This window comes from Castellaniella sp. (genome assembly GCF_049673105.1).
Classification (GTDB): Bacteria; Pseudomonadota; Gammaproteobacteria; order Burkholderiales; family Burkholderiaceae_B; genus Castellaniella.
Map to the genome: position 1 here is coordinate 69,012 of NZ_JBATXG010000015.1, position 20,636 is coordinate 89,647.

At 62.8% G+C, this 20,636-nt stretch carries 17 protein-coding genes, 1 tRNA gene and 1 pseudogene; 11 read left to right on the forward strand and 8 right to left on the reverse strand.

Annotation, left to right across the window (positions count from 1 at the left end; all coding sequences use genetic code 11):
* Nucleotides 1-103: 103 nt before the first annotated feature.
* A complete protein-coding gene (gene ada, locus WBF69_RS05510) occupies nt 104-1,042 on the reverse strand; it encodes a bifunctional DNA-binding transcriptional regulator/O6-methylguanine-DNA methyltransferase Ada (protein WP_424262035.1) in 939 nt (312 codons plus the stop codon).
* A 190-nt stretch (nt 1,043-1,232) separates the two neighbouring features.
* Nucleotides 1,233-1,309 (reverse strand) — tRNA-Met (locus WBF69_RS05515).
* Between the two features lie 68 nt (nt 1,310-1,377).
* Between WBF69_RS05515 and scpB the strand changes: the two genes are divergently transcribed.
* The 8 genes from scpB (at nt 1,378) to typA (ending at nt 11,800) form a co-directional block, all read left to right on the forward strand.
* Complete coding sequence (gene scpB, locus WBF69_RS05520; RefSeq protein ID WP_424262037.1) at nt 1,378-2,019, forward strand: SMC-Scp complex subunit ScpB; 642 nt, start codon at nt 1,378-1,380, stop codon at nt 2,017-2,019.
* Nucleotides 2,020-2,050: 31 nt separating this feature from the next.
* Nucleotides 2,051-3,616: a 23S rRNA pseudouridine(2605) synthase RluB gene (rluB, locus tag WBF69_RS05525; RefSeq protein WP_424262039.1), complete on the forward strand. Its 1,566-nt coding sequence runs from the start codon at nt 2,051-2,053 to the stop codon at nt 3,614-3,616.
* Nucleotides 3,617-3,855: 239 nt separating this feature from the next.
* Entirely contained in the window at nt 3,856-4,326 is a 471-nt protein-coding gene (gene rimP / locus WBF69_RS05530; protein ID WP_424262041.1) for a ribosome maturation factor RimP, read from the forward strand.
* Nucleotides 4,323-5,807: a transcription termination factor NusA gene (gene nusA, locus WBF69_RS05535; RefSeq protein WP_424262043.1), complete on the forward strand. Its 1,485-nt coding sequence runs from the start codon at nt 4,323-4,325 to the stop codon at nt 5,805-5,807. Before rimP ends, nusA begins: the two co-directional genes overlap by 4 nt.
* 56 nt (nt 5,808-5,863) lie before the next feature.
* A complete protein-coding gene (gene infB, locus WBF69_RS05540) occupies nt 5,864-8,764 on the forward strand; it encodes a translation initiation factor IF-2 (RefSeq protein ID WP_424262045.1) in 2,901 nt (966 codons plus the stop codon).
* Between the two features lie 17 nt (nt 8,765-8,781).
* The gene (gene rbfA, locus WBF69_RS05545) at nt 8,782-9,192 is read left to right on the forward strand and encodes a 30S ribosome-binding factor RbfA (protein WP_424262047.1); all 411 of its coding nucleotides are present in this window, start codon (nt 8,782-8,784) and stop codon (nt 9,190-9,192) included.
* A gap of 35 nt (nt 9,193-9,227) precedes the next feature.
* Nucleotides 9,228-9,983: a tRNA pseudouridine(55) synthase TruB gene (truB, locus tag WBF69_RS05550; RefSeq protein ID WP_424262049.1), complete on the forward strand. Its 756-nt coding sequence runs from the start codon at nt 9,228-9,230 to the stop codon at nt 9,981-9,983.
* Nucleotides 9,980-11,800 carry a translational GTPase TypA gene (gene typA / locus WBF69_RS05555; RefSeq protein WP_424262051.1) on the forward strand — a complete coding sequence of 607 codons (1,821 nt, stop codon included), beginning with the start codon at nt 9,980-9,982 and terminating at the stop codon, nt 11,798-11,800. The genes truB and typA overlap by 4 nt, the downstream gene beginning before the upstream one ends.
* Before the next feature lie 97 nt (nt 11,801-11,897).
* Here the strand turns inward: typA and WBF69_RS05560 are convergent, their stop codons facing one another.
* The gene (locus WBF69_RS05560; protein ID WP_424262053.1) at nt 11,898-12,797 is read right to left on the reverse strand and encodes a DMT family transporter; all 900 of its coding nucleotides are present in this window, start codon (nt 12,795-12,797) and stop codon (nt 11,898-11,900) included.
* Between the two features lie 141 nt (nt 12,798-12,938).
* Between WBF69_RS05560 and WBF69_RS05565 the strand changes: the two are divergent.
* A pseudogene (locus tag WBF69_RS05565) lies at nt 12,939-13,547 on the forward strand (YqiA/YcfP family alpha/beta fold hydrolase); the annotation flags it as partial.
* A 132-nt stretch (nt 13,548-13,679) separates the two neighbouring features.
* On the forward strand, nt 13,680-14,012 hold the full coding sequence (locus WBF69_RS05570) for a GNAT family N-acetyltransferase (protein WP_424262172.1): 333 nt from the start codon (nt 13,680-13,682) through the stop codon (nt 14,010-14,012).
* A 36-nt stretch (nt 14,013-14,048) separates the two neighbouring features.
* On the opposite strand, the gene WBF69_RS05575 is transcribed toward WBF69_RS05570, so the two are convergent.
* The 5 genes from WBF69_RS05575 to WBF69_RS05595 form a co-directional block, all read right to left on the reverse strand.
* Complete coding sequence (locus WBF69_RS05575; RefSeq protein WP_424262054.1) at nt 14,049-14,816, reverse strand: ABC transporter ATP-binding protein; 768 nt, start codon at nt 14,814-14,816, stop codon at nt 14,049-14,051.
* Between the two features lie 5 nt (nt 14,817-14,821).
* A complete protein-coding gene (gene hisM / locus WBF69_RS05580; protein ID WP_424262056.1) occupies nt 14,822-15,532 on the reverse strand; it encodes a histidine ABC transporter permease HisM in 711 nt (236 codons plus the stop codon).
* Nucleotides 15,529-16,218 (reverse strand): ABC transporter permease, encoded by a 690-nt coding sequence (locus WBF69_RS05585; protein ID WP_424262058.1) that lies wholly within the window; start codon nt 16,216-16,218, stop codon nt 15,529-15,531. Before WBF69_RS05585 ends, hisM begins: the two co-directional genes overlap by 4 nt.
* 91 nt (nt 16,219-16,309) lie before the next feature.
* Entirely contained in the window at nt 16,310-17,098 is a 789-nt protein-coding gene (locus WBF69_RS05590) for a transporter substrate-binding domain-containing protein (protein WP_424262060.1), read from the reverse strand.
* A gap of 114 nt (nt 17,099-17,212) precedes the next feature.
* Complete coding sequence (locus WBF69_RS05595) at nt 17,213-17,884, reverse strand: TIGR00730 family Rossman fold protein (protein WP_424262062.1); 672 nt, start codon at nt 17,882-17,884, stop codon at nt 17,213-17,215.
* On the opposite strand from WBF69_RS05595, the gene polA reads away from it, so the two are divergent.
* Nucleotides 17,883-20,609 (forward strand): DNA polymerase I, encoded by a 2,727-nt coding sequence (gene polA / locus WBF69_RS05600; protein WP_424262064.1) that lies wholly within the window; start codon nt 17,883-17,885, stop codon nt 20,607-20,609. The genes WBF69_RS05595 and polA overlap by 2 nt on opposite strands.
* The last annotated feature ends 27 nt before the right edge of the window (nt 20,610-20,636 follow it).

A 20,636-nucleotide genomic window follows, 5' to 3' on the forward strand; every position in this document is an offset into this window, starting at 1 on the left:
AGAATGCGCTCAGTTTAATCTAGCATTCGAGAGCCCCGAACCGCCGGGATGCTTGCTGCGGACATCGTCTTGATGTCGGGTGACGTCCCGGCTGGTTCTTTTTTTAAGGCAGCGCCTGCGCGGCGTCTGTCCTATCCATCTGGGCTTCGCGCTGCAGCAGTTCGCGCTTGCGCGCCACCCCCCAACGATAGCCCGAAAGGCCCCCATCGCGTCGTACGACGCGATGACAGGGGATCGCGACCGCCAGCGCATTGGCGGCACAAGCCTGGGCGACTGCCCGGGCGGCGGTGGGGGCGCCGATGCGTGCGGCGATGTCGGCGTAGCTTGCCGTCTTTCCCGGCGGGATGTCGCGCAGCGCCTGCCAGACTCGCTGCTGGAACGCCGTGCCGCGCACGTCCAGCGGCAGATTCAGGCCGATGCCCGGCGCTTCGATGAAACCCACGACCTGCGCGACTAGTTGCTCGAACCCCGGGTCTGCGCCGATCAGTTCCGCTTTGGGAAACTGATCCTGCAGGTCACGCACCAGACGGTCCGGGTTGTCGCCCAACAGAATGGCGCAGATGCCGCGCTGGCTTTGCGCCACCAAAATGGCGCCCAAGGAGGACTGCCCCACCGCGAAGTGGATCACGGCGCCTGTGCCGCCGGCCCGGTATTCCTTGGCGCGCATGCCCAGCACTTGCCGGGATGTTTCGTAGAAGCGGCTGCTGGATTGAAAGCCCGCCTCATAGATCGCATCGGTCACGGTTCCGTCGGCGGTATTCAATTCCTGTTGCAGCCTGCGTGCGCGGTAAGCTGTCGCATAGGCCTTGGGCGTCAGACCAGTTTCGGACTTGAAGACCCGGTGGAAATGAAAGGGGCTCATGGCGGCCTGGGCCGCCAGCGTATCCAGGGACGGCGCGGTGTCTGACGATTCGATCAGGCGGCAGGCTCGCGCCACCAGGTCGGCGCGCTTGGCTGCCGCGCGGCTGCTCCGGGCGCGATCGGACCGGGAGTCAGTGGTCGCCGGGGCCGTGTGCGGCGCTGGGGAAGTGTGAGTGCTCATGGCGAGATTCCGGGGTATTGCTGTCATATCAGCTTAGACCGGAATGGGATCGCAAGAACTCTGTTTCTTGCGATCTGTGGGCAGGCATGGAAACCCGCGTTGCGCCGTTCATCTATATGATGACAGGCCAGAGGGGTGCGCAGAAACGAAAATGGGCCGGCAATCTGTGATTACCGGCCCATCTCTAAACTGGTTGCGGGAATAGGATTTGAACCTATGACCTTCGGGTTATGAGCCCGACGAGCTACCAGACTGCTCCATCCCGCGTCTGAAGAACATAACTATAGCATAGTCTGCGAAAATAATGCAAGCAAACCTTCGGAGTTCACGATAAAATGACGGAAACGGAAGTCCTGCGGGTATTAGAAACCGCTTTGTTATGTACGGATGCGCCCTTGCCCATGGCTCAGTTGCGCAATCTGTTCGAAGACACGATTTCCGGGGACGACATCCGGCGCCACCTGGCTGCATTGCAGTTGGATTGGCAGGATAGGGGCCTGGAGCTGGTGCAATTGTCCAGCGGCTGGCGCTTCCAAAGCCGTCCTGATATGCAGCGTTACCTGGGGCGCCTGAACCCCGAAAAACCGCCCCGATATTCTCGTGCCGTGCTGGAAACCCTGGCCATCATCGCCTGGCGCCAGCCCGTGACGCGGGGGGATATCGAGGATATTCGTGGCGTCACGGTGTCTGCGCAAATCATTCGCACCCTGGAAGACCGGGGCTGGATCGAAGTGCTGGGTTATCGGGATGCGCCCGGTCGCCCCGCCTTGCTGGGCACCACGCGGCGCTTTCTCGATGACCTGGGCTTACGGGCGCTGGACGAATTGCCTGAACTGGATGCCGATGATTCCGTCCAGGCCTTGGAAACGCTGGCGCTGACCGCGTCAGGCGCTGACAGCCAGGCGGAATTGGAACCGGATGCGGATGATCCCAAGCCGGACGAGGCGCAGCAGGCGCCTGAAGCATCATCACCATGATTAGAATTTTGTGAAGGAGTCACCGAACCCCATGACAGCAGAACACGACACGACATCGCACGCCCCGAACCAGGACCAGGCGCAGCCGCCGGCTGTCGGCCAGGAAGGCAAGGGCGCCTCGGGCCGTTCGCGTGGGGGCCGCAAGCTGCGTACGCCGTTTCGCCGTCGCCGCGGGGATGCCCAAACCGCAGAAGCCGCAGCGGATCAGGCGCCGGTCGTGGATGCAGGGACGGCGGAAGAAGCCGACCGCGCCTTGTCCTATCTGGGCGACAGTCATCAGACCCGACAGCGCCTGGACCGCTACCTGAACAGCGATGCGCTGATGCCCAAGCTGCACAAGGTCCTGGCCGAAGCCGGCATCGGATCGCGGCGCGACATGGAAGACCTGATCGTCGCCGGGCGGGTGTCCGTCAATGGCGAACCGGCCCATGTGGGGCAACGTGTCGGCCCCAATGACAAGGTGCGCGTCAATGGTCGTCTGGTGTCGCGCCCCAGAGCCGGCAAGCTGCCGCGTGTGATTCTCTATCACAAACCCGCCGGCGAAATCGTCAGCCACGACGATCCCGAGGGGCGGGCCACGGTCTTTGCGCGGCTGCCGCGTATCCGTAGCGGAAAATGGCTGTCGGTGGGGCGTCTGGATCTCAATACCGAAGGGCTGTTGATCCTGACCACGTCGGGCGAATTGGCCAATCGCTTGTCCCACCCCCGCTATGGCGCCGAGCGCGAATACGCAGTGCGAGTACTGGGGGAATTGACGGATGAAAAGCAGGCGGAATTGACCACCGGCATTCAGCTGGAAGACGGTCAGGCGCAATTCAATTCTCTGGAATACATCGGGGGCGAAGGCAGCAACCGCTGGTACCGGGTGACCTTGTCCGAGGGCCGCAACCGCGAAGTCCGGCGCATGTTCCAGGCAGCCGGCGTGACGGTCAGTCGCTTGATCCGCACGCGTTTTGGCGAAGTCATTTTGCCTAGCAATCTGCGGCGTGGTCGTTGGGACGAAATCGATGAACAGCTGGTCGGCGCCTTGATGGTGCAGCTGGGCTTGATCCGGGACGGGGGAGACGATGCGGATGATCAGGCGGAACGCCAGCCGCTGTCGCATGCCAGCGCCTTGCCGCCCGGCTTTGGCACGCCGGGCCAGAACGGCCAGAACGGCGCCCGTCTGAATCGCCGTGGTCGCGTGGCCGGCGGCCGCAAATCCGCGATCGATCCCTTTACCACGGGTTTGCTGATCAGCGGCGGCCTGGCGAATGGCCATCCGGATGGCGGCAAGCAGCACTCGGGTCCCAAACCGCACCACAAGTCCTCGTCCGCCAAGACGGGGGGCGGTGCGCGTGGCGGCAGGGCGGGCAAGTCAGGCAAGCCGGCTAAATTCCAGGCTGACGGCCAGCAGCCGGCGCGTGAACCGAAAGCCCCTCGCGCGCGCCCGGCGGGGGATGCTCCGCCGGCCAGGTCGGCGAAACCCGCCCGGCAGGCGGCGCAAAAGCAGAATCGACGCCCCGCCAAGCCGCGTCGCCAGGGGGGTAGCGAGCATCAGCCCCAGGGCGCGCATGCGCATGAGTCCCAGTTGGCGCGCGTCGGGCGCGGACGTTGAGATCTTGATGTAAGCAAATGCCGATAAGCCTTATATAAACAGCGAAATGCTGTTATAATCTAAGGCTTTACAGCACCTTGGTGTTGTGTCGACCGGAAACCTGCTTTGCTTGGTGCCGCGCCTTTTTCAGGGTGTGTGTCGGGCAGTTCAAGCAGGTTTTCGGCGGTTCCTGAAATACCTTAAGGCTGGTCCTTAAGGCCAACAGAGGGCTGCGGGACAGCCCCTTTTTTTTGGAATTTATGGCAGATATCTTTGCAGTCACCCAGCAGGCCCTGCTGGGTTTCGATGTGGAATTGGTCGACGTGGAACGCGCGCCCCTGGGGGTTTTGCGTGTGGTGATCGACCGTCCCGAAGGGGTGCGCATCGAAGACTGCGAACAAGTATCGCGCCAGCTGTCGCATGCGTTCGAGGTCGATAACATCGACTATCAGCGTCTTGAGGTCAGCTCCCCGGGGGTGGATAGGCCATTGCGCCGTCTGGCGGATTATGTCCGTTTTGCCGATCAGCGCGTCGAATTGCGCTTGCGCGAGGCGGTGGAATCCCGCAAGGTCTTTACCGGTGTGCTGCGTGTGTCGGGCGACGAATCGCCCGCGTTCAGTCTGGAATACGAAGACCAGGCGGGCAAGCCGCAGACGCTGCCATTTTCTTTTGACGATGTGGACCGGGCGCGCCTGGATCCTGTTCTCGATTTCAAAGGTAAGAAGCGATGAGTCGCGAAATTCTTCTATTGGTCGACGCCCTGGCGCGTGAAAAAAACGTCGAGCGTGATGTGGTGTTCGGCGCCCTTGAAAGCGCGCTGGCTTCCGCCATGAAAAAGCGCTTCAAGGAAGAAGTGGACATTCGCGTGGCCATCGATCGCCAGACCGGCGAACACGAAGGCTTTCGCCGCTGGTTGGTGGTGCCTGACGAGGCCGGCCTGCAGGAACCCGATGCCCAGGAACTCTACACCGATGCCCAGGATATCGTGCCGGGCATCGAAGTCGGCGAATACATCGAAGAGCCCCTGGAACCCATCGAATTCGGGCGGATCGGCGCGCAGGCGGCCAAGCAGGCCATTTTGCAGAAAATTCGCGATGCAGAACGCGAGCAGGTGCTGAACGATTTCCTGGATCGCGGTGAATCCATCGTTTCCGGTACGGTGAAGCGTCTCGATAAGGGCGATGCCATCATCGAGATCGGCAAAGTCGAAGCGCGCCTGCCGCGTTCCGAAATGATCCCCAAGGAAAACATCCGCGCTGGCGATCGCGTGCGCGCCTGGGTCCTGAAAATTGATCACGCCGCGCGCGGCCAGCAGGTGATTCTGTCGCGCACTGCGTCCGACTTCATTCGTGAGCTGTTCGACAACGAAGTGCCTGAAATCGAACAGGGTCTGCTCGAAATCAAGGCGGCTGCCCGCGATCCTGGCGTACGTGCCAAGATCGCCGTGGTGGCGTACGATAAGCGAATTGATCCGATCGGCACCTGCGTCGGCATGCGGGGTTCCCGCGTGACGGCAGTACGCAACGAGCTGGGCGGCGAACAAGTCGATATCGTGCTGTGGGCGGATGATCCGGCTGAATTCGTCATCGGCGCGTTGGCGCCGGCGCATGTCGAATCGATTCTGGTCGACGAAGACAAGCACGCCATGGACGTCGTCGTGGACGAGGAAAACCTGCCCAAGGCCATCGGCGCCCGTGGACAGAACGTTCGTCTGGCATCCGAACTGACCGGCTGGCAGATCAACATCATGACGCCGGAAGAAAGCCAGAACCGTCAGGACGAAGAACGCTCGACCCTGCGTCATGCCTTCATCACCAAGCTGGACGTGGACGAGGAAGTCGCCGACATCCTGATCGACGAGGGCTTCACGGGTCTGGAAGAAGTCGCCTATGTGCCCCTGCAGGAACTGCTGGACATCGAGGCCTTCGACGAGGAAACCGTCAATGAATTGCGCACGCGAGCGCGCAATGCCTTGTTGACCGAAGCCATCGCCCAGGAAGAACGTGTGCAGACGGCCCGGGATCTGCTGGAAATCCAGGGCATGGATGCCGCTCTGGTGGCCAAATTGGCCGAGAACAACATCACCACCCTGGATGATCTGGCCGAGCTGGCGGCCGACGAGCTGGCCGAATTGACCGGCTTGCCCGAGGAAACCGCCAGCGACATGATCATGCAGGCGCGGGCTCACTGGTTCGAGGACGACGAGGCCTGATATTCCTCGTCGCATCGTTCCCCATAGCCCCTTAACGTAGTTAAAGAGAGAGTCGAATGCCGAGTAACACCGTCGCCCAATTCGCCGAAGAACTGAATATGCCCGCCAACGTCCTGCTGGATCATTTCCGCTCGGCTGGCGTCCAACTCGATTCGGTGAATGCTGACGTGACCGAGGCGGACAAAAGCGCCTTGCTGGAATCGCTGCGGCGCTCCCACGGCTCGGATTCGGGCAAAAAGGTCGTGCTGACGCGTCGCAAGACGTCTGAAATCCATCAGGCGGATAGCTCCGGGCGTTCGCGCACCATTCAGGTCGAAGTCCGCAAAAAGCGCGTGCTGGTCAAGCGCGATCGCTCAGAATTGCTGGACGCCGCTCGCGCCGAGGTCGTTCAGGCAGACGAATCGACTGCCCAGGAACCGGCTGTAGTCGAAACGGCGCCGCCCGTCGATGCGCCGACCGCGCCGGCGCCGGCGCCGGTCGTCGAGAAAGCTGTCGCACCGCAGGCGGCAGAGCCCGCAGCGGCTCCGGCGGAAGCGCCGGCTGCGTCCGAACCTGCGCCTGACACCACATCGGCGCCTGCCGTAGCTGCGGATGTTCCCGCGGCGGCTGCGCCCGAAGCCCCCTCTACTGAATCCAAGCAGGACATCGTGAGCGAAACCCCTGTCGTCGAGCCGCAGGTGGTGCCTGCCGAGACGTCTGCTGAATCTGCACCTGCAGTGCAGCCCGAACCCGAAGCCCCGCGCGCTGCTGCGCCGCGCGCCGAGGCGTCCTCCGCCCCGGTGGCGGCCCCTGCTGCGACGCCGGGCAAGGCGCGCCGCGCGCCCGCTGATTCCGAACGGGAGCAGGCGCGCAAGGCTGCCGAGGCCGAAGCCGCTGCGCTGCGCGAAATGATGCGTCAGCCGCGCAAGGTCCTGCGCGCTGCCGAACCCGAAGAGTCCGCCACCAAGACGCTGCACAAGCCGGCTGGCAAGGGCACTCCGAAAAAGGAAACCGAAGGCAAAAAGGTCATCAAGACCGCCGATGTGTCGTCCACCTGGTCCAATGATGGCCGCAAGAAGCCGTCCAAGGCGGATACCCTGTCGGCAGGTTCCGGTCAGGAAGCCTGGCGTGCCGGCGGCAAGGGCCGCGCTGGTGGCAAGGGCGGACGCCGTCAGGGAGGCCGCCGTCAGGCCGATCATCGCCAGGAACAGCAGCCCGTCGAATTCATCGCTCGCGAAGTGCACGTCCCGGAAACCATTTCCGTGGCCGATCTGGCGCACAAGATGTCCGTCAAGGCCGCCGAGGTCATCAAGCAATTGATGAAGCTGGGCCAAATGGTGACGATCAACCAGATCCTGGATCAGGAAACCGCCATGATCGTGGTCGAAGAACTCGGCCACCAGGCGATTGCCGCCAAGCTGGACGATCCGGAAGCCTTCCTGGCCGATACGGAAGCCGCCGAAGCCGAAGCTCTGCCTCGCGCGCCGGTCGTGACCGTCATGGGTCACGTCGACCACGGCAAGACCTCTTTGCTGGACTACATCCGCCGCACCAAGGTCGCGACGGGCGAGGCCGGCGGCATCACGCAGCACATCGGCGCCTACAGCGTCAAGACCGATCGCGGCGTGGTCGCCTTCCTGGATACTCCGGGTCACGAAGCCTTTACGGCCATGCGCGCCCGGGGCGCGCAGGCGACTGATATCGTGATTCTGGTGGTCGCCGCCGATGACGGCGTCATGCCGCAAACGCGCGAGGCCATCCACCACGCCAAGGCCGCTAACGTGCCGCTGGTCGTGGCCATCAACAAGGTCGACAAGCCCGAAGCCAATCCGGAACGCGTCAAGCAAGAACTGGTGGCCGAACAAGTCGTCCCCGAAGAATACGGTGGCGACGTGCCGTTCATCCCGGTGTCGGCCAAGACCGGCCAGGGCATCGACGAGCTGCTGGAAAACGTGCTGCTGCAGGCCGAAGTGCTGGAATTGAAGGCGCCGGTCGACGCGCCCGCCAAGGGCATCGTCATCGAAGCCCGTCTGGACAAGGGCCGCGGCCCGGTGGCGACGATTCTGGTCCAAAGCGGCACTTTGCATCGCGGCGACGCCGTGCTGGCGGGGGTGGCGTTCGGCAAGGTTCGCGCCATGCTGAACGATACCGGCAAGCCTACCCAGGAAGCCGGCCCCTCCACTCCGGTTGAAATTCAAGGTCTGGCCGATGTGCCGGCTGCGGGCGACGAGGTCCTGGTCCTGACCGACGAACGCAAGGCGCGTGAAATCGCGCTGTTCCGTCAGGGCAAGTTCCGCGACGTCAAACTGGCGCGCCAGCAGGCAGCGAAACTGGAATCCATGTTCGACAATCTGGGCGAGGGTGTCCGCACGCTGTCCCTGATCGTCAAGACCGACGTGCAGGGTTCCCAGGAAGCTCTGGTACAGTCCCTGCTGAAACTGTCCACCGACGAAGTCCGTGTGCAGGTCGTGCATGCGGCCGTGGGCGGTATTTCCGAAAGCGACGTCAACCTGGCGATCGCCTCGGGTGCGGTCGTCATCGGCTTTAACGTCCGTGCGGATCAGTCTGCCAAAAAATTGGCGGAATCCAATGAGATCGACCTGCGCTACTACAACATCATCTATGACGCCATTGATGATGTGAAAAACGCGCTGTCGGGCATGCTGGCGCCGGAAAAGCGCGAAGAAGTCATCGGCATGGTCGAGATCCGCGAAATCTTCTCGGTCTCCAAGATCGGCAATATCGCCGGCTGCATGGTGCTCGAAGGTCTGGTCAAGCGCGATTCCCAGGTGCGTCTGCTGCGCAATCACGTGGTGCAGTGGACCGGCACGCTGGAATCCCTGCGCCGCTTCAAGGACGACGTCAAGGAAGTCAAATCCGGCTTCGATTGCGGGATCACGCTGCGGGGCAACAACGATATTCAGATCGGGGATCAGCTCGAAGTCTTTGAAATCAAGGAAATCGCCCGCACGCTGTAATGGCGCGGCATGGAATCATGGGTCGTCATAAATCCAAACCGAACCCCGGCCGCAATATGCGCCTGGCCGACCAGATCCAGCAGGATCTGGCGGCGCTGGTGCAGCGCGAACTCGACGTGGCGCGGGCCGGCCTGATCACCCTGACCGGGGTGGATCTGTCGGCGGATTACGCTCATGCCAAAGTCTATTTCACCGTACTGGGCGCTGAACCGGTCGTGGCGGCGCAAGCCTTGAACGACAAGGCCGGCTGGCTGCATTCGCAGCTCTTCAAGATGCTGCATATTCATACGGTTCCGACGCTGCGCTTTGTGCACGATGTGCAGTTGGCGCGCGGCATAGAACTGACCCAACTCATCGATCGGGCCAATCGTCCCCAGGCGGGCGTATCGGAAATTCCCGAACTCGAAGACCCGGACGGCCAGCCCTGACAGGGCGGTCGTCACTCATCTGAACGGATTGAACGATGGCTTCCCGACGCGGGCAGATGCTCGACGGTGTCCTGTTGTTGGACAAACCCGAGGGCCTCTCCAGTAATCATGCGCTGCAACGCGCCAAACGGACCGTGGATGCCCGCAAGGCGGGGCATACCGGTACGCTGGACCCGTTCGCCACGGGTTTGCTGATCTGCTGCTTTGGCCGCGCGACGAAAATTTCCGGCGCCATGCTGGAAGCCGATAAAGTCTACGAGGCCACGATCGCCTTCGGCGAGGAAACCGACAGCGGCGACCTGACCGGCCATATTGTGGCGACGGCCGAGACCGTGCCCGCCATCACGGCGGATCAGCTGGAATCCGTGCTGCCGGCATTTCGCGGGGAAATCGAACAGATTCCGCCCATGGTCTCGGCCCTGAAGCGCGATGGCAAGCCTTTGTATGAATATGCCCGGCAGGGCATCGTGCTGGAACGACCGCCCCGGCGTATCACCATCCATGCGCTGGATGTGCTGTCTTGCGACGGCGCTTCAGCCCGCCTGCGCGTGCACTGCAGCAAGGGCACCTATGTGCGCACGCTGGCCCAGGACATCGGGCGCCGCCTGGGATGCCTGGGGCATCTATCGGCCCTGCGGCGCACCGCCGTCGGCCCCTTCGCGATCGAACAGGCCATCGGGCTGGAAGCCCTACAGGCCATGACGGCGCCGCAGTCGGCGCTCATCCCTTTACACGCCTTGCCTGACGGACTGCGCCCGGCAAGTGTTTCTACCGAGGAAATCATCCTATGAAGCGAGCTTTGCGTAACGTGGCGATCATCGCCCACGTGGACCATGGCAAGACCACTCTTGTCGACCAGCTGCTGCGGCAGTCCGGCACCTTCCGAGACAACCAGCAGGTGTCCGAACGAGTGATGGATTCCGGCGACATCGAGCGTGAGCGCGGCATCACCATTCTGGCCAAGAACTGCGCCGTCGAATACGAAGGCACGCATATCAACATCATCGACACCCCGGGCCACGCGGATTTCGGCGGCGAGGTCGAGCGCGTGCTGTCCATGGTGGATGGCGTGTTGCTGCTGGTGGATGCCGTCGAAGGCCCCATGCCGCAGACTCGTTTCGTGACGCGCAAGGCGCTGGCCTTGGGTCTGAAGCCCATCGTCGTGGTCAACAAGGTCGATCGTCCGGGCGCCCGTCCGGATTACGTGGTCAATGCGACCTTCGATCTGTTCGACAAGCTGGGCGCTACCGAAGAGCAACTGGATTTCCCGGTGATCTATGCCTCGGGCTTGTCCGGCTATGCCGGCCTGACCGACGATGTGCGCTCGGGCACCATGCGCCCCTTGTTCGATGCGATCTTGCAGTATGTGCCGCAGCGCGAGGACGATGCTGAAGGCCCGCTGCAATTGCAGGTCATTTCCCTGGATTACAGCAGCTACGTCGGTAAGATCGGCGTGGGCCGGATCAATCGCGGTCGCCTGCACTCCGGCCAGGATGTGGTCGTGAAGTTCGGCCCGGAAGGCGACTCCATCAAGGGCCGCGTGAATCAGGTGCTGAAATTCCAGGGTCTGGATCGCGTGCTGGTGGACCAGGCCGAGGCCGGCGACATCGTGCTGATCAACGGTATCGAGGATATTGGCATCGGCTGCACGCTGATGGATCCGAATACGCCCGAAGCCCTGCCCATGCTGCGCATCGACGAGCCTACCCTGACCATGAACTTCATGGTGAATACCTCGCCCCTGGCCGGGCGCGAGGGCAAGTTCGTCACCAGCCGTCAGTTGCGCGACCGCCTGGATCGCGAACTGAAGTCCAACGTCGCTTTGCGTGTCAACGACACCGATGACGATACCGTGTTCGAAGTCTGCGGGCGGGGCGAACTGCACCTGACCATCCTGCTGGAGAACATGCGCCGCGAAGGCTACGAGCTGGCCGTGTCGCGGCCCCGCGTCATGTTCAAGGAAGTGGACGGCGTGAAGTGCGAGCCCTACGAACTGCTGACGGTGGACGTGGAAGACTCGCATCAGGGAGGGATCATGGAAGAGCTGGGTCGCCGCAAGGGCGATCTGCAGGACATGCAGCCCGATGGGCGCGGTCGCACTCGCCTGGAATATCGTATCCCGGCGCGTGGCCTGATCGGCTTCCAGGGTGAATTCATGACCCTGACGCGCGGCACGGGCCTGATGAGCCACATTTTCGACGACTATGCCCCGGTGCGCGAAGGCGGCGTGGGCGAGCGTCGCAACGGCGTGCTGATCAGCCAGGATGACGGCACCGCGGTGGCCTATGCGCTGTGGAAGCTGCAGGAACGCGGTCGCATGTTCGTGTCGCCGCAGGATCCGGTCTACGAAGGCATGATCATCGGCATCCATTCCCGCGACAACGATCTGGTCGTCAATCCTATCAAGGAAAAGAAGCTGACCAACGTGCGGGCTTCGGGCAAGGACGAGCATATCGACTTGGTGCCGCCTATCGCTTTGAACCTGGAATACGCGGTGGAATTCATCGCCGATGACGAACTGGTCGAAGTCACGCCCAAATCGATTCGTCTGCGCAAGCGTTATCTGCAGGAACATGAGCGCCGTCGCAGCATGCGCGAATCGGCCTGATCGATTTCGCTTCTGATCTGTCCGGCTTTGCCGGACACACGCAAACCCCGCCCTTGCTGGCGGGGTTTGCGCTATGTGGACGTCCTGCAGATCAGTGTCAGCGGGTTTCGGTGCGAATCACGATGGCCAGGCCGGCCAGCAGCGCGCCCAGACCGGCGTAGGCCAGCAGGCCGGGGCGTTCGCCCACCACCAGAATGGCCAGCAAAAAGGCCGTGACAGGTTCCATCAGGGCCAGCGACACGCCGCTGGCCGCGCTGATGCTGCGCAAGCCCGTGCTGAACAGCAGATAGGCGATGCCAGTGGAAGCGATCCCCAGAAAGCCGACGACCAGCCAGCCGGATACCGTGATCTGCAGCGGCCCCGCCCAGAGGCCTGCCGCGGGCAGCGCCAGCGCCGCGCCCACCAGGAATACGCCCAGCGTGGTGATGGCCGGCGTCGAGCGATGCACCAGTTGTTTGTTGAGCAGAGCGTAGACGGCATAGGACAGGCCTGCCGCCAGACATAGGGCGATGCCCAGGGGATCGGACCGCACGTCGTTGCTGCGTCCCAGGACCAGCAGCATGCCGCCGGCGACCGCCAGCAGCGTACCCAGCCACCAACCGGCGCTGGGGCGCGCGCCGCAGGCCAACTGCAGCAAGCCCGCCCAGATGGGGCCGCTGCCCAGGGCCAAGGCCGTGCCGATGGCAACGCCCGTGGCCTTGACGCCGGCAAAGAAGGTCAGGTTGTAGGCCGCCATGCAGGCGCCCGCCCCGATGGCGCGCCGCCAGTCCAGCTCGCTCAGTTGCCGACCCAGGCTGGCCGGCCCGCTCAGCAAGCCGGCATAGACCAGAAAGAAGAGGGCCGCCACCAGCAGCCGCAAGGCGCCCACCCAATACGGAGATAGCGCATCGGCGGAAAAGCTTTGCGCCGTGCCGGTCGTTCCCCACAGGATGCCGGCCCCCAGGACCAGCAAGGCGCCCTGCAGGGGGCGGGAAGAAGAATTCGCTAAGGTGCTCATAGATCATCACGATGGCTGCCTGAGTGGGCCACGATGGAGCATCTTACTTCTTACCGCGAGTCGGCGTGTTTTGACTCAGGCCGCTTAAAATGAGCCGCAGGACCCTGCGGGGCGCTTGGACAAAGATTTTTCCTGGATGTCATGATTCTCTATCTGCACGGATTTCGTTCTTCTCCCGAGTCCTTCAAATCGAGCTTGATGGCGGCGGCGCTGGCCGAGCGCGGCCTGGCATCGGCATGGCGCTGCCCGCAGTTGCCGGCCAGCCCGGCGGAGGCGCTGCAACTGGCTTTGCGCCAGGCCCGGGATCTGCTGGATGCTGCCCAGACCGGTCAGCCCGAGGGATCGGCGCAGGGGCTCAGTCGCTTGACCGTCATCGGCTCATCGCTGGGGGGGTTCTACGCCACCTGGCTGGCGGAACGCCTGGGCTGTCGCGCCGTGCTGCTCAATCCTGTCGTGCATGCTGCGCGCGACCTGGCGACCCAGGTGGGATCGCACCGCACCTTTCATGGCGACAAACCCTTCGAGTTTTTACCGGAGTATGTGGATGAACTAGCCCAGGCCGAGGCCGATATCGTCGCCCTGACACACCCGGAACGCTATTTCCTGCTGGCCGCGACCGGCGACGAAGTCCTGGACTGGCGGGACATGCAGGCCCGCTTTGCGGGTAGCCGACAACGCATCATCGACGGCAGCGACCACGGCATCTCGGATTTTGCCGACTGGTTGCCCGAAGTGCTGGATTTTGCTTTGGACGCTGCCGCCCAGCCACCAACCGCCGCGCAGGCACCGCAGGAAAGCCGCCGTGTCGTGACAGGCAGTTGGGATGCCCTGGGCGCCGAAGCCGGTCGCATTCGTCTGGAAGTCTTCGTGCAGGAACAACAGGTGCCGCTGGAAGAAGAACTGGATCCCCTGGACGCCCAGTGTCTGCACGCCATTGCCTACGATGCCTCGGGCGCCGCCATCGGTACCGGACGTCTGCTGCCCGATGGGCATATCGGTCGCATGGCGGTGCGCCGAGCGGCACGCGGGACTGGAGCAGGGTCCTTGTTGTTGACCGCCTTGATGGACGCCGCCCGTCTGCGCGGCGATACTGAAGTCGTTCTGTCCGCCCAACTGCAAGCCCGGCCTTTCTATGCCCGCCACGGTTTTGTGGAAGAAGGCGAGACCTACCTGGATGCCGGGATCGAGCACCGGCTGATGCGGCGCAGGCTTTAGAACATTCCTGCGGGCAAAAGGCCTGCCGGAGCAGGCTTATTTCAAATTGCCCGACAGGAACTGTCTCAGCCGGGGGCTTTGGGGATTGTCGAAGATATCCGTCGGCGCGCCGGTTTCTTCCGCCACGCCCTGGTGCAGGAACATCACCTGGGATGCCAGGTTGCGGGCAAATCCCATTTCGTGCGTCACGACCAGCATGGTGCGGCCTTCCTCGGCCAGTTTCTGCATGACTTTCAGGACTTCGCCCACCAGTTCCGGGTCCAGGGCGGACGTGGGTTCGTCAAACAGCATGACTTCCGGTTCCATGGCCAGCGCGCGGGCGATCGCCACGCGCTGCTGCTGGCCGCCGGACAGGGAGGACGGATACTGGGTTTCGACCTTTGGGTCCAGGCCGACCTTGGCCAGATAGTGGCGGGCGCGTTCGGTGGCTTCGGCGCGGCTGAGCTTGAGCACTTGAATGGGCGCCTCGATCACGTTGCCCAGGACATTCATGTGCGCCCACAGGTTGAAGTGCTGGAACACCATCGCCAGCTTCGAGCGCAGGCGGCGCAGCTGGTCCAGGTCGGCGGCGTGCGGTTCCCCGTGCTTGTCGTGCACGATCTTCAGCAGTTCGCCGTTCAGCGACACCGAGCCCTGATTGGGCTTTTCCAGGAAGTTGATGCAGCGCAGGAAGGTGGATTTTCCCGAGCCGCTGGACCCCAGGATGCAGATCACGTCGCCGGCGTTGGCTTGCAGGGAGACGCCCTTCAGGACCTCGTTGTCGCCGTAGCGCTTGTGAATATTGAGTACGTCGAGTTTGGACATAGGTGTTAGCGATAAGGGCCCAGATAGGCCAGTGTACGGCGTTCGTACCAGCGGAACAGCCCGATCAGGGCGAAAGAGAGCGCCAGATAAAGCAGGGCGGCGATCCCGTACGAAGGAAAGGTCTGGTAAGTGGCGGAATTGGCGTCGCGCGCTACTTTCAGAATATCAGGCACCGTGGCGGTGAAGGCCAGGGACGTGGCGTGCAGCATCAGGATGACTTCGTTGCTGTAGGCCGGCAGCGCGCGGCGCAGCGCCGAGGGCAGAATCACCCGGCGGTATAGCGCAAAGCGCGTCATGCCGAAGGCGCGGGCCGCCTCGATTTCACCGGCGCTGGTGGCGCGGATCGCCCCGGCGAAGATTTCCGTGGTGTAGGCTACGGTATTCAGGGTCAGCGCCACGACCAGACAGTTAAAGCCGTTTTGGAAGAAGGTCGCCAGGCTGGGGGTGTCCTTGACGAAATCCAGGCTGTAGATGCCGGCGTAGATGAACAGGATCTGCACATATAGCGGTGTGCCCCGGAAGACGTAGCTGAACGTCCAGAGCGGAATCGACAGCCAGCGGCGCGACGATACTCTGGCCACGGCCAGGAAGATGGAGATGAAAAAACCCATCGAGACCGACAGCACCAGCAGCCACAGGGTGACGACCATGCCCGAGAGGCTGCCGTTGCTGGTGTACAGGTAGGCCTGCCAGAATTGCTCCAGGACATCGATCATAGCGACACCTGGCGTACGCCCACTGTATAGCGTTTATTCAGCCAGTACAGCACTCCGTTGGAGACCGTGGTCAGCGCCAGGTAGATCAGCCCGGTCAGGCTGATGAACAGGAACACCCGAAAGGTCACGTTGCCCGCGTCCTGGGCGACCTTGACCAGATCGGACAGGCCGATCAGAGAAACCAGGGCCGTGGACTTCAGCAGCACCTGCCAGTTGTTGCCGATGCCGGGCAGGGCGTGGCGCATCATCTGTGGAAACAGCACGCGGCGAAACACCTGAAATTCACGCATGCCGTAGGCCGTGGCGGCTTCCATCTGACCGTGCGGGACCGACATGAAAGCGCCACGAAAGGTTTCAGCGAAATAGGCGCCGTAGATGAAACCCAGAGTCAGCACGCCGGCGCCGAAGGGGTCGATATCGATGTACTCCAGGCCCAGCAGGTCGGTCAGGGAATTCAGATAGATCTGCAGGCTGAAGAAGATCAGCAGCATCAGCACCAGATCGGGCACGCCGCGGATCAGGGTCGTATAGGCCGTGGCCAGAGCGCGGGCGCTCCAGGATGTCGAAAGTTTGGCCCAGGCGCCCAGCAGCCCCAGGGCCAGGGCGACCAGCAGGGACAGCAGAGCCAACTGGATGGTGACCCAGGTCCCCGCCAGCAGCAGGGGTCCGTAGCCGTTCAGAAACATGGAAGACAGCCAAAAATAAGGACCGCCCGGTCAAGCGTGGCCTGGCGGGCCGTCCGGGCGGTTGCAGCATGCGGCATGGCCGCAGGCTGGATTATTGGGCGGGAAATTGGATCAGGCCTTCGGCGAAATATTTTTTGGCGAAGCCCTGGATGGTGCCGTCGGCCAGCATGGCCTTCAGCGTCTTGTCGACGTCCGCTTTCAGCGGATTGCCCTGACGCAGGCCCATGGCGATGGGGTCGTTCAGGATCGGATCGTCCAGCGTCATCTGCGCCAGTTCGTAGTCCGCGCCTTCGGGTTTGCTGAGAAAGCCTTCGACTGCGCTTTGGGCTTCCTGGAAGGTGGCGTCCAGACGACCTGCGGTCACATCCACGTAGGCATTGGTGTAGCTGGGATAGGACACCACGTTGACGCCCTTGGGCGCCCAGTATTTGCGGGCGTAGGTTTCCATGGTCGTGCCTTGTTGCACGCCCACGCGCTTGCCCTTCAGGGATTCAGCGGTGGGTTCCAGACCGCTGCCCTTTTTAACCATGAGCTTGACCGGCACGATGTACATCGGCGTGGAAAAGTCGATGACTTTCTTACGGGCTTCGGTGGCTGTCATGGTGGAATTGGCCAAATCGAATTTGCGCGCCTTCAGGCCGGGGATCAGGCTGTCGAAGGACTGATCGATCCAGACGCACTGGCGTTGCAGGCGTTTGCACAGTTCATTGCCGATGTCGATGTCGAAGCCTTCGAGCTGGCCGTTCGGGTTGCGGTATTCGAATGGCGGGTAGCCTGCTTCGGTGGCGATTTTCAGTTCCTGGGCGTTGGCTGCAAAGCTGGCGGCAGGCATGAACCCCGTTGCGATCAATAGCGCAGCGCCAATCAGAGTCGTTTTCATCGGAAGGTCTCCTGTGGAGCCGGACGCAAAGAGCGTATCGCCCGGCGGTAACAAGGCGTGATGTTAACTCAGGTCGCAACCCGGCTGCATCAAGCATTACCCGTATATGGGGGCTTATTCCGGCAGGGCGGGTTCTCGGGTGGGTTCGATCTGGACCGCGCTTTGGATCTGGCGGATGACCTCGTCCAGGTCGTCGGTGACCGTGATCAGATCGACGTCATAAGGACTGACGGTGCCGTTCGCGACCATTTGGTCGCGGACCCAGTCGATCAGGCCGCTCCAGAATGCCGTGCCGATCAGGATGATGGGGGCGGGCGGTTGCTTCAGGGTTTGCACCAGCGTGATGGCTTCGAATAGTTCGTCCAGGGTGCCAAAACCGCCGGGCAGCACCACATAGGCCAGGCTGTGCATGAAGAACGAGGCCTTGCGCGAATTGAAATATTCGAAGTGCAGGCTGTCGGTCTGGTAGGAGTTGTCGGAATTTTCCCTGGGCAGGCGGATGTTGAGCCCGATGCTGCGCCCGCCGGCTTCGAAGGCGCCCCGGTTGGCGGCTTCCATCAGGCCCGGCCCGCCGCCGGCGATCACCGGCACGCCCAGTTGCGCGATGCGGGCGCCGATTTCCTGGCCCAGTTCATAGAAGGGGTGGCCGCGCGCGATACGGGCGCTGCCGAAAACACTGACGCCCAGCCCGATTTTCTGGAAGGCGGCGGCGGCGGCGCGCATCTCTGCAATAATCGTGGGAATCTGTTGTTCCGCCGAAAGTCGTTTTGTCTTGTTGTCTATCATGAAAAAAACCTTGTTGCTTGTCGATGGGTCCAGCTATCTGTATCGCGCCTTTCACGCGATGCCGGATTTGCGCAATGCGCAGGGCGAACCCACGGGGGCCTTGTATGGCGTCATCTCCATGTTACGAAGGCTGATGGCCGATTACAAGGATACGGCGCAGTATGGCGCCTGCGTGTTCGACGCGCCGGGAGGCTCGTTTCGGGAACAGATGTACCCGCAATACAAAGCCAACCGACCGTCCATGCCGGAAGACCTGCGCGCGCAGATCCCTGCCATTCACGAGGCCGCGGCAGCGCTGGGCTGGACCGTGATCGTGGAACCCGGCGTCGAGGCCGACGATGTCATCGGCACACTGGCGCTGCAGGCGAGCGAAAGCGACTTTTATACCATTATTTCGACCGGGGACAAGGATCTGGCCCAATTGGTGAACGATCAAGTCGAACTGATCAACACCATGTCCGGCGAGCGCCAGGACCGGGACGGCGTGATTCATAAGTTCGGTGTGCCGCCCGAGCGCATCATCGACTATCTGATGCTGACGGGCGATACGGTGGACAATGTGCCGGGGGTGGACAAGGTCGGCCCCAAGACCGCCGCCAAGTGGCTGAATGAATACGGCAGCCTCGACGCGCTGGTGGCGCAGGCGGACCAGATCAAAGGCGTGGCGGGCGCCAATCTGCGCGACGCCGTGGCGCGTTTCCCGCTGACTCGCGATTTACTGACGATCAGGCTGGATTGCGCCTTGCCGCCCGATTACGCGGTCGCCAATATGGCGCTGCGAGCGCCGGATCAGGCGACCCTGACGCGCTTGTACGAAACCTACGGGTTCCGGACCTGGCTGCGCGAAATAACGGGCGAACCCGATCGCATTCCGCAGCAGGACGCGCGGGCGGCGCAGCCGGCAGCCATGCCCCAGGCGCCCGCTCGGCTGAATTACGAAACCATTCTGGATCAGGATCATTTCGCCCGGTGGATGAGCAAACTGCGGGCCGCGCCGCTGGTCGCCCTGGATACGGAGACCACCAGCCTGGATCCCATGGCGGCGCGCCTGGTCGGCCTGTCGGTGGCGATTGAACCCGGCCATGCCGCGTATATCCCGGTCGGGCATCGGGCGCCCGGCACACCGGATCAGCTGGACCGCGCCTGGGTGCTGGAACAACTGCGTCCCTGGATCGAGGATTCGGCGGCCCCCAAACTGCTGCACCATGCCAAATATGATGCACATGTGTTCGCCAACGAAGGACTGACCCTGCGTGGCGTGCAGCATGACACCATGCTGCAGGCTTATGTGCTGCAGTCACATCGCCGGGTCAATCTGCAGGACCTGTGCATCCAGTGGCTGGGTGTGACGGGTACGACCTACGAAGATCTGTGCGGCAAGGGCGCCCGTCAGATCGGTTTTGACGAGGTCGACCTGGAACGCGCCGCGTATTACGCCGCCGAAGACGCCGACTTTACGCTGCGGCTGCACCAGGTGCTGTTGCCGCAGGTGCAGGCCGAACCCGGCTTGCTGCGCACCTACGAACTGGAAATCCGCACGTCCGATGTCCTGACGCGCATCGAGCGCAATGGCGTGGCCATCGATGCCCAGGTGCTGGCCAAGCAAAGCCACGAACTGGGGCAACAGATGATTGCGCTGGAAACCCAGGCGCATGAGCTGGCGGGCCAGCCCTTCAATCTGAATTCACCCAAGCAACTGGGCGAGATCCTGTTCACGCAGATGCAGTTGCCGGTGCTGCGCAAGACCGCCGGCGGCGCGCCGTCCACGGACGAAGACGTCCTGACGCGGCTGGCGGCGGATTATCCTTTGCCCCGCCTGCTGCTGGACTATCGGGGCATCGCCAAACTGAAGTCCACCTATACCGACAAATTGCCGCGCATGATCGACCCGCGCACCGGGCGGGTGCATACGCGCTACGCCCAGGCTGCCGTCATTACCGGGCGTTTGGCCTCGTCCGATCCGAATCTGCAGAATATTCCGGTGCGCACGGCCGAGGGCAGGCGCGTGCGCTCGGCCTTTGTGTCCAGTCTGGGTAGTGTCGTGTCGGCGGACTATTCGCAAATCGAATTGCGCGTCATGGCCCATGTGTCGGGGGATGCCAATCTGTGCCGGGCCTTTGCCGAAGGTCAGGATATTCACCGCGCCACGGCTGCCGAGGTGTTCGGCGTGGCCCCCGATCAGGTCGATGCCGAACATCGCCGGGCGGCCAAGGCCATCAATTTCGGCCTGATCTACGGCATGGGGGAATTCGGCCTGGCTTCCAACCTGGGGATTACGCGGGCGGCAGCCAAATCCTACATCGACCGCTATTTCATGCGCTACCCTGGGGTGGCTGAATACATGGACCGCATCCGCCGCCAGGCGCGGGAACAGGGCTATGTGGAAACCGTCTTTGGCCGGCGCCTGTATTTTCCTGATCTGGCCGGCGCCAAGGGGCCCCGGGCCGCTGCCGCCGAGCGCGCCGCCATCAATGCGCCCATGCAAGGCACGGCAGCCGATCTGATCAAGAAGGCCATGGTCCAGGTGCAGGATTGGATGTCGGCTGAAAACCTGCGCAGTCTGATGGTCATGCAGGTGCATGACGAACTGGTGTTCGATGCGACGCCCGACGAAGTCGATATCCTGCGGCAGCGCGTGCCTGAACTGATGGCGGGGGTGGCCGATCTGGCCGTGCCGCTGGTGGCCGAGGTTGGCGTAGGCCACGATTGGGGCGAAGCGCACTGACGGATGCGCCCCGCGCGGTGATCGCTG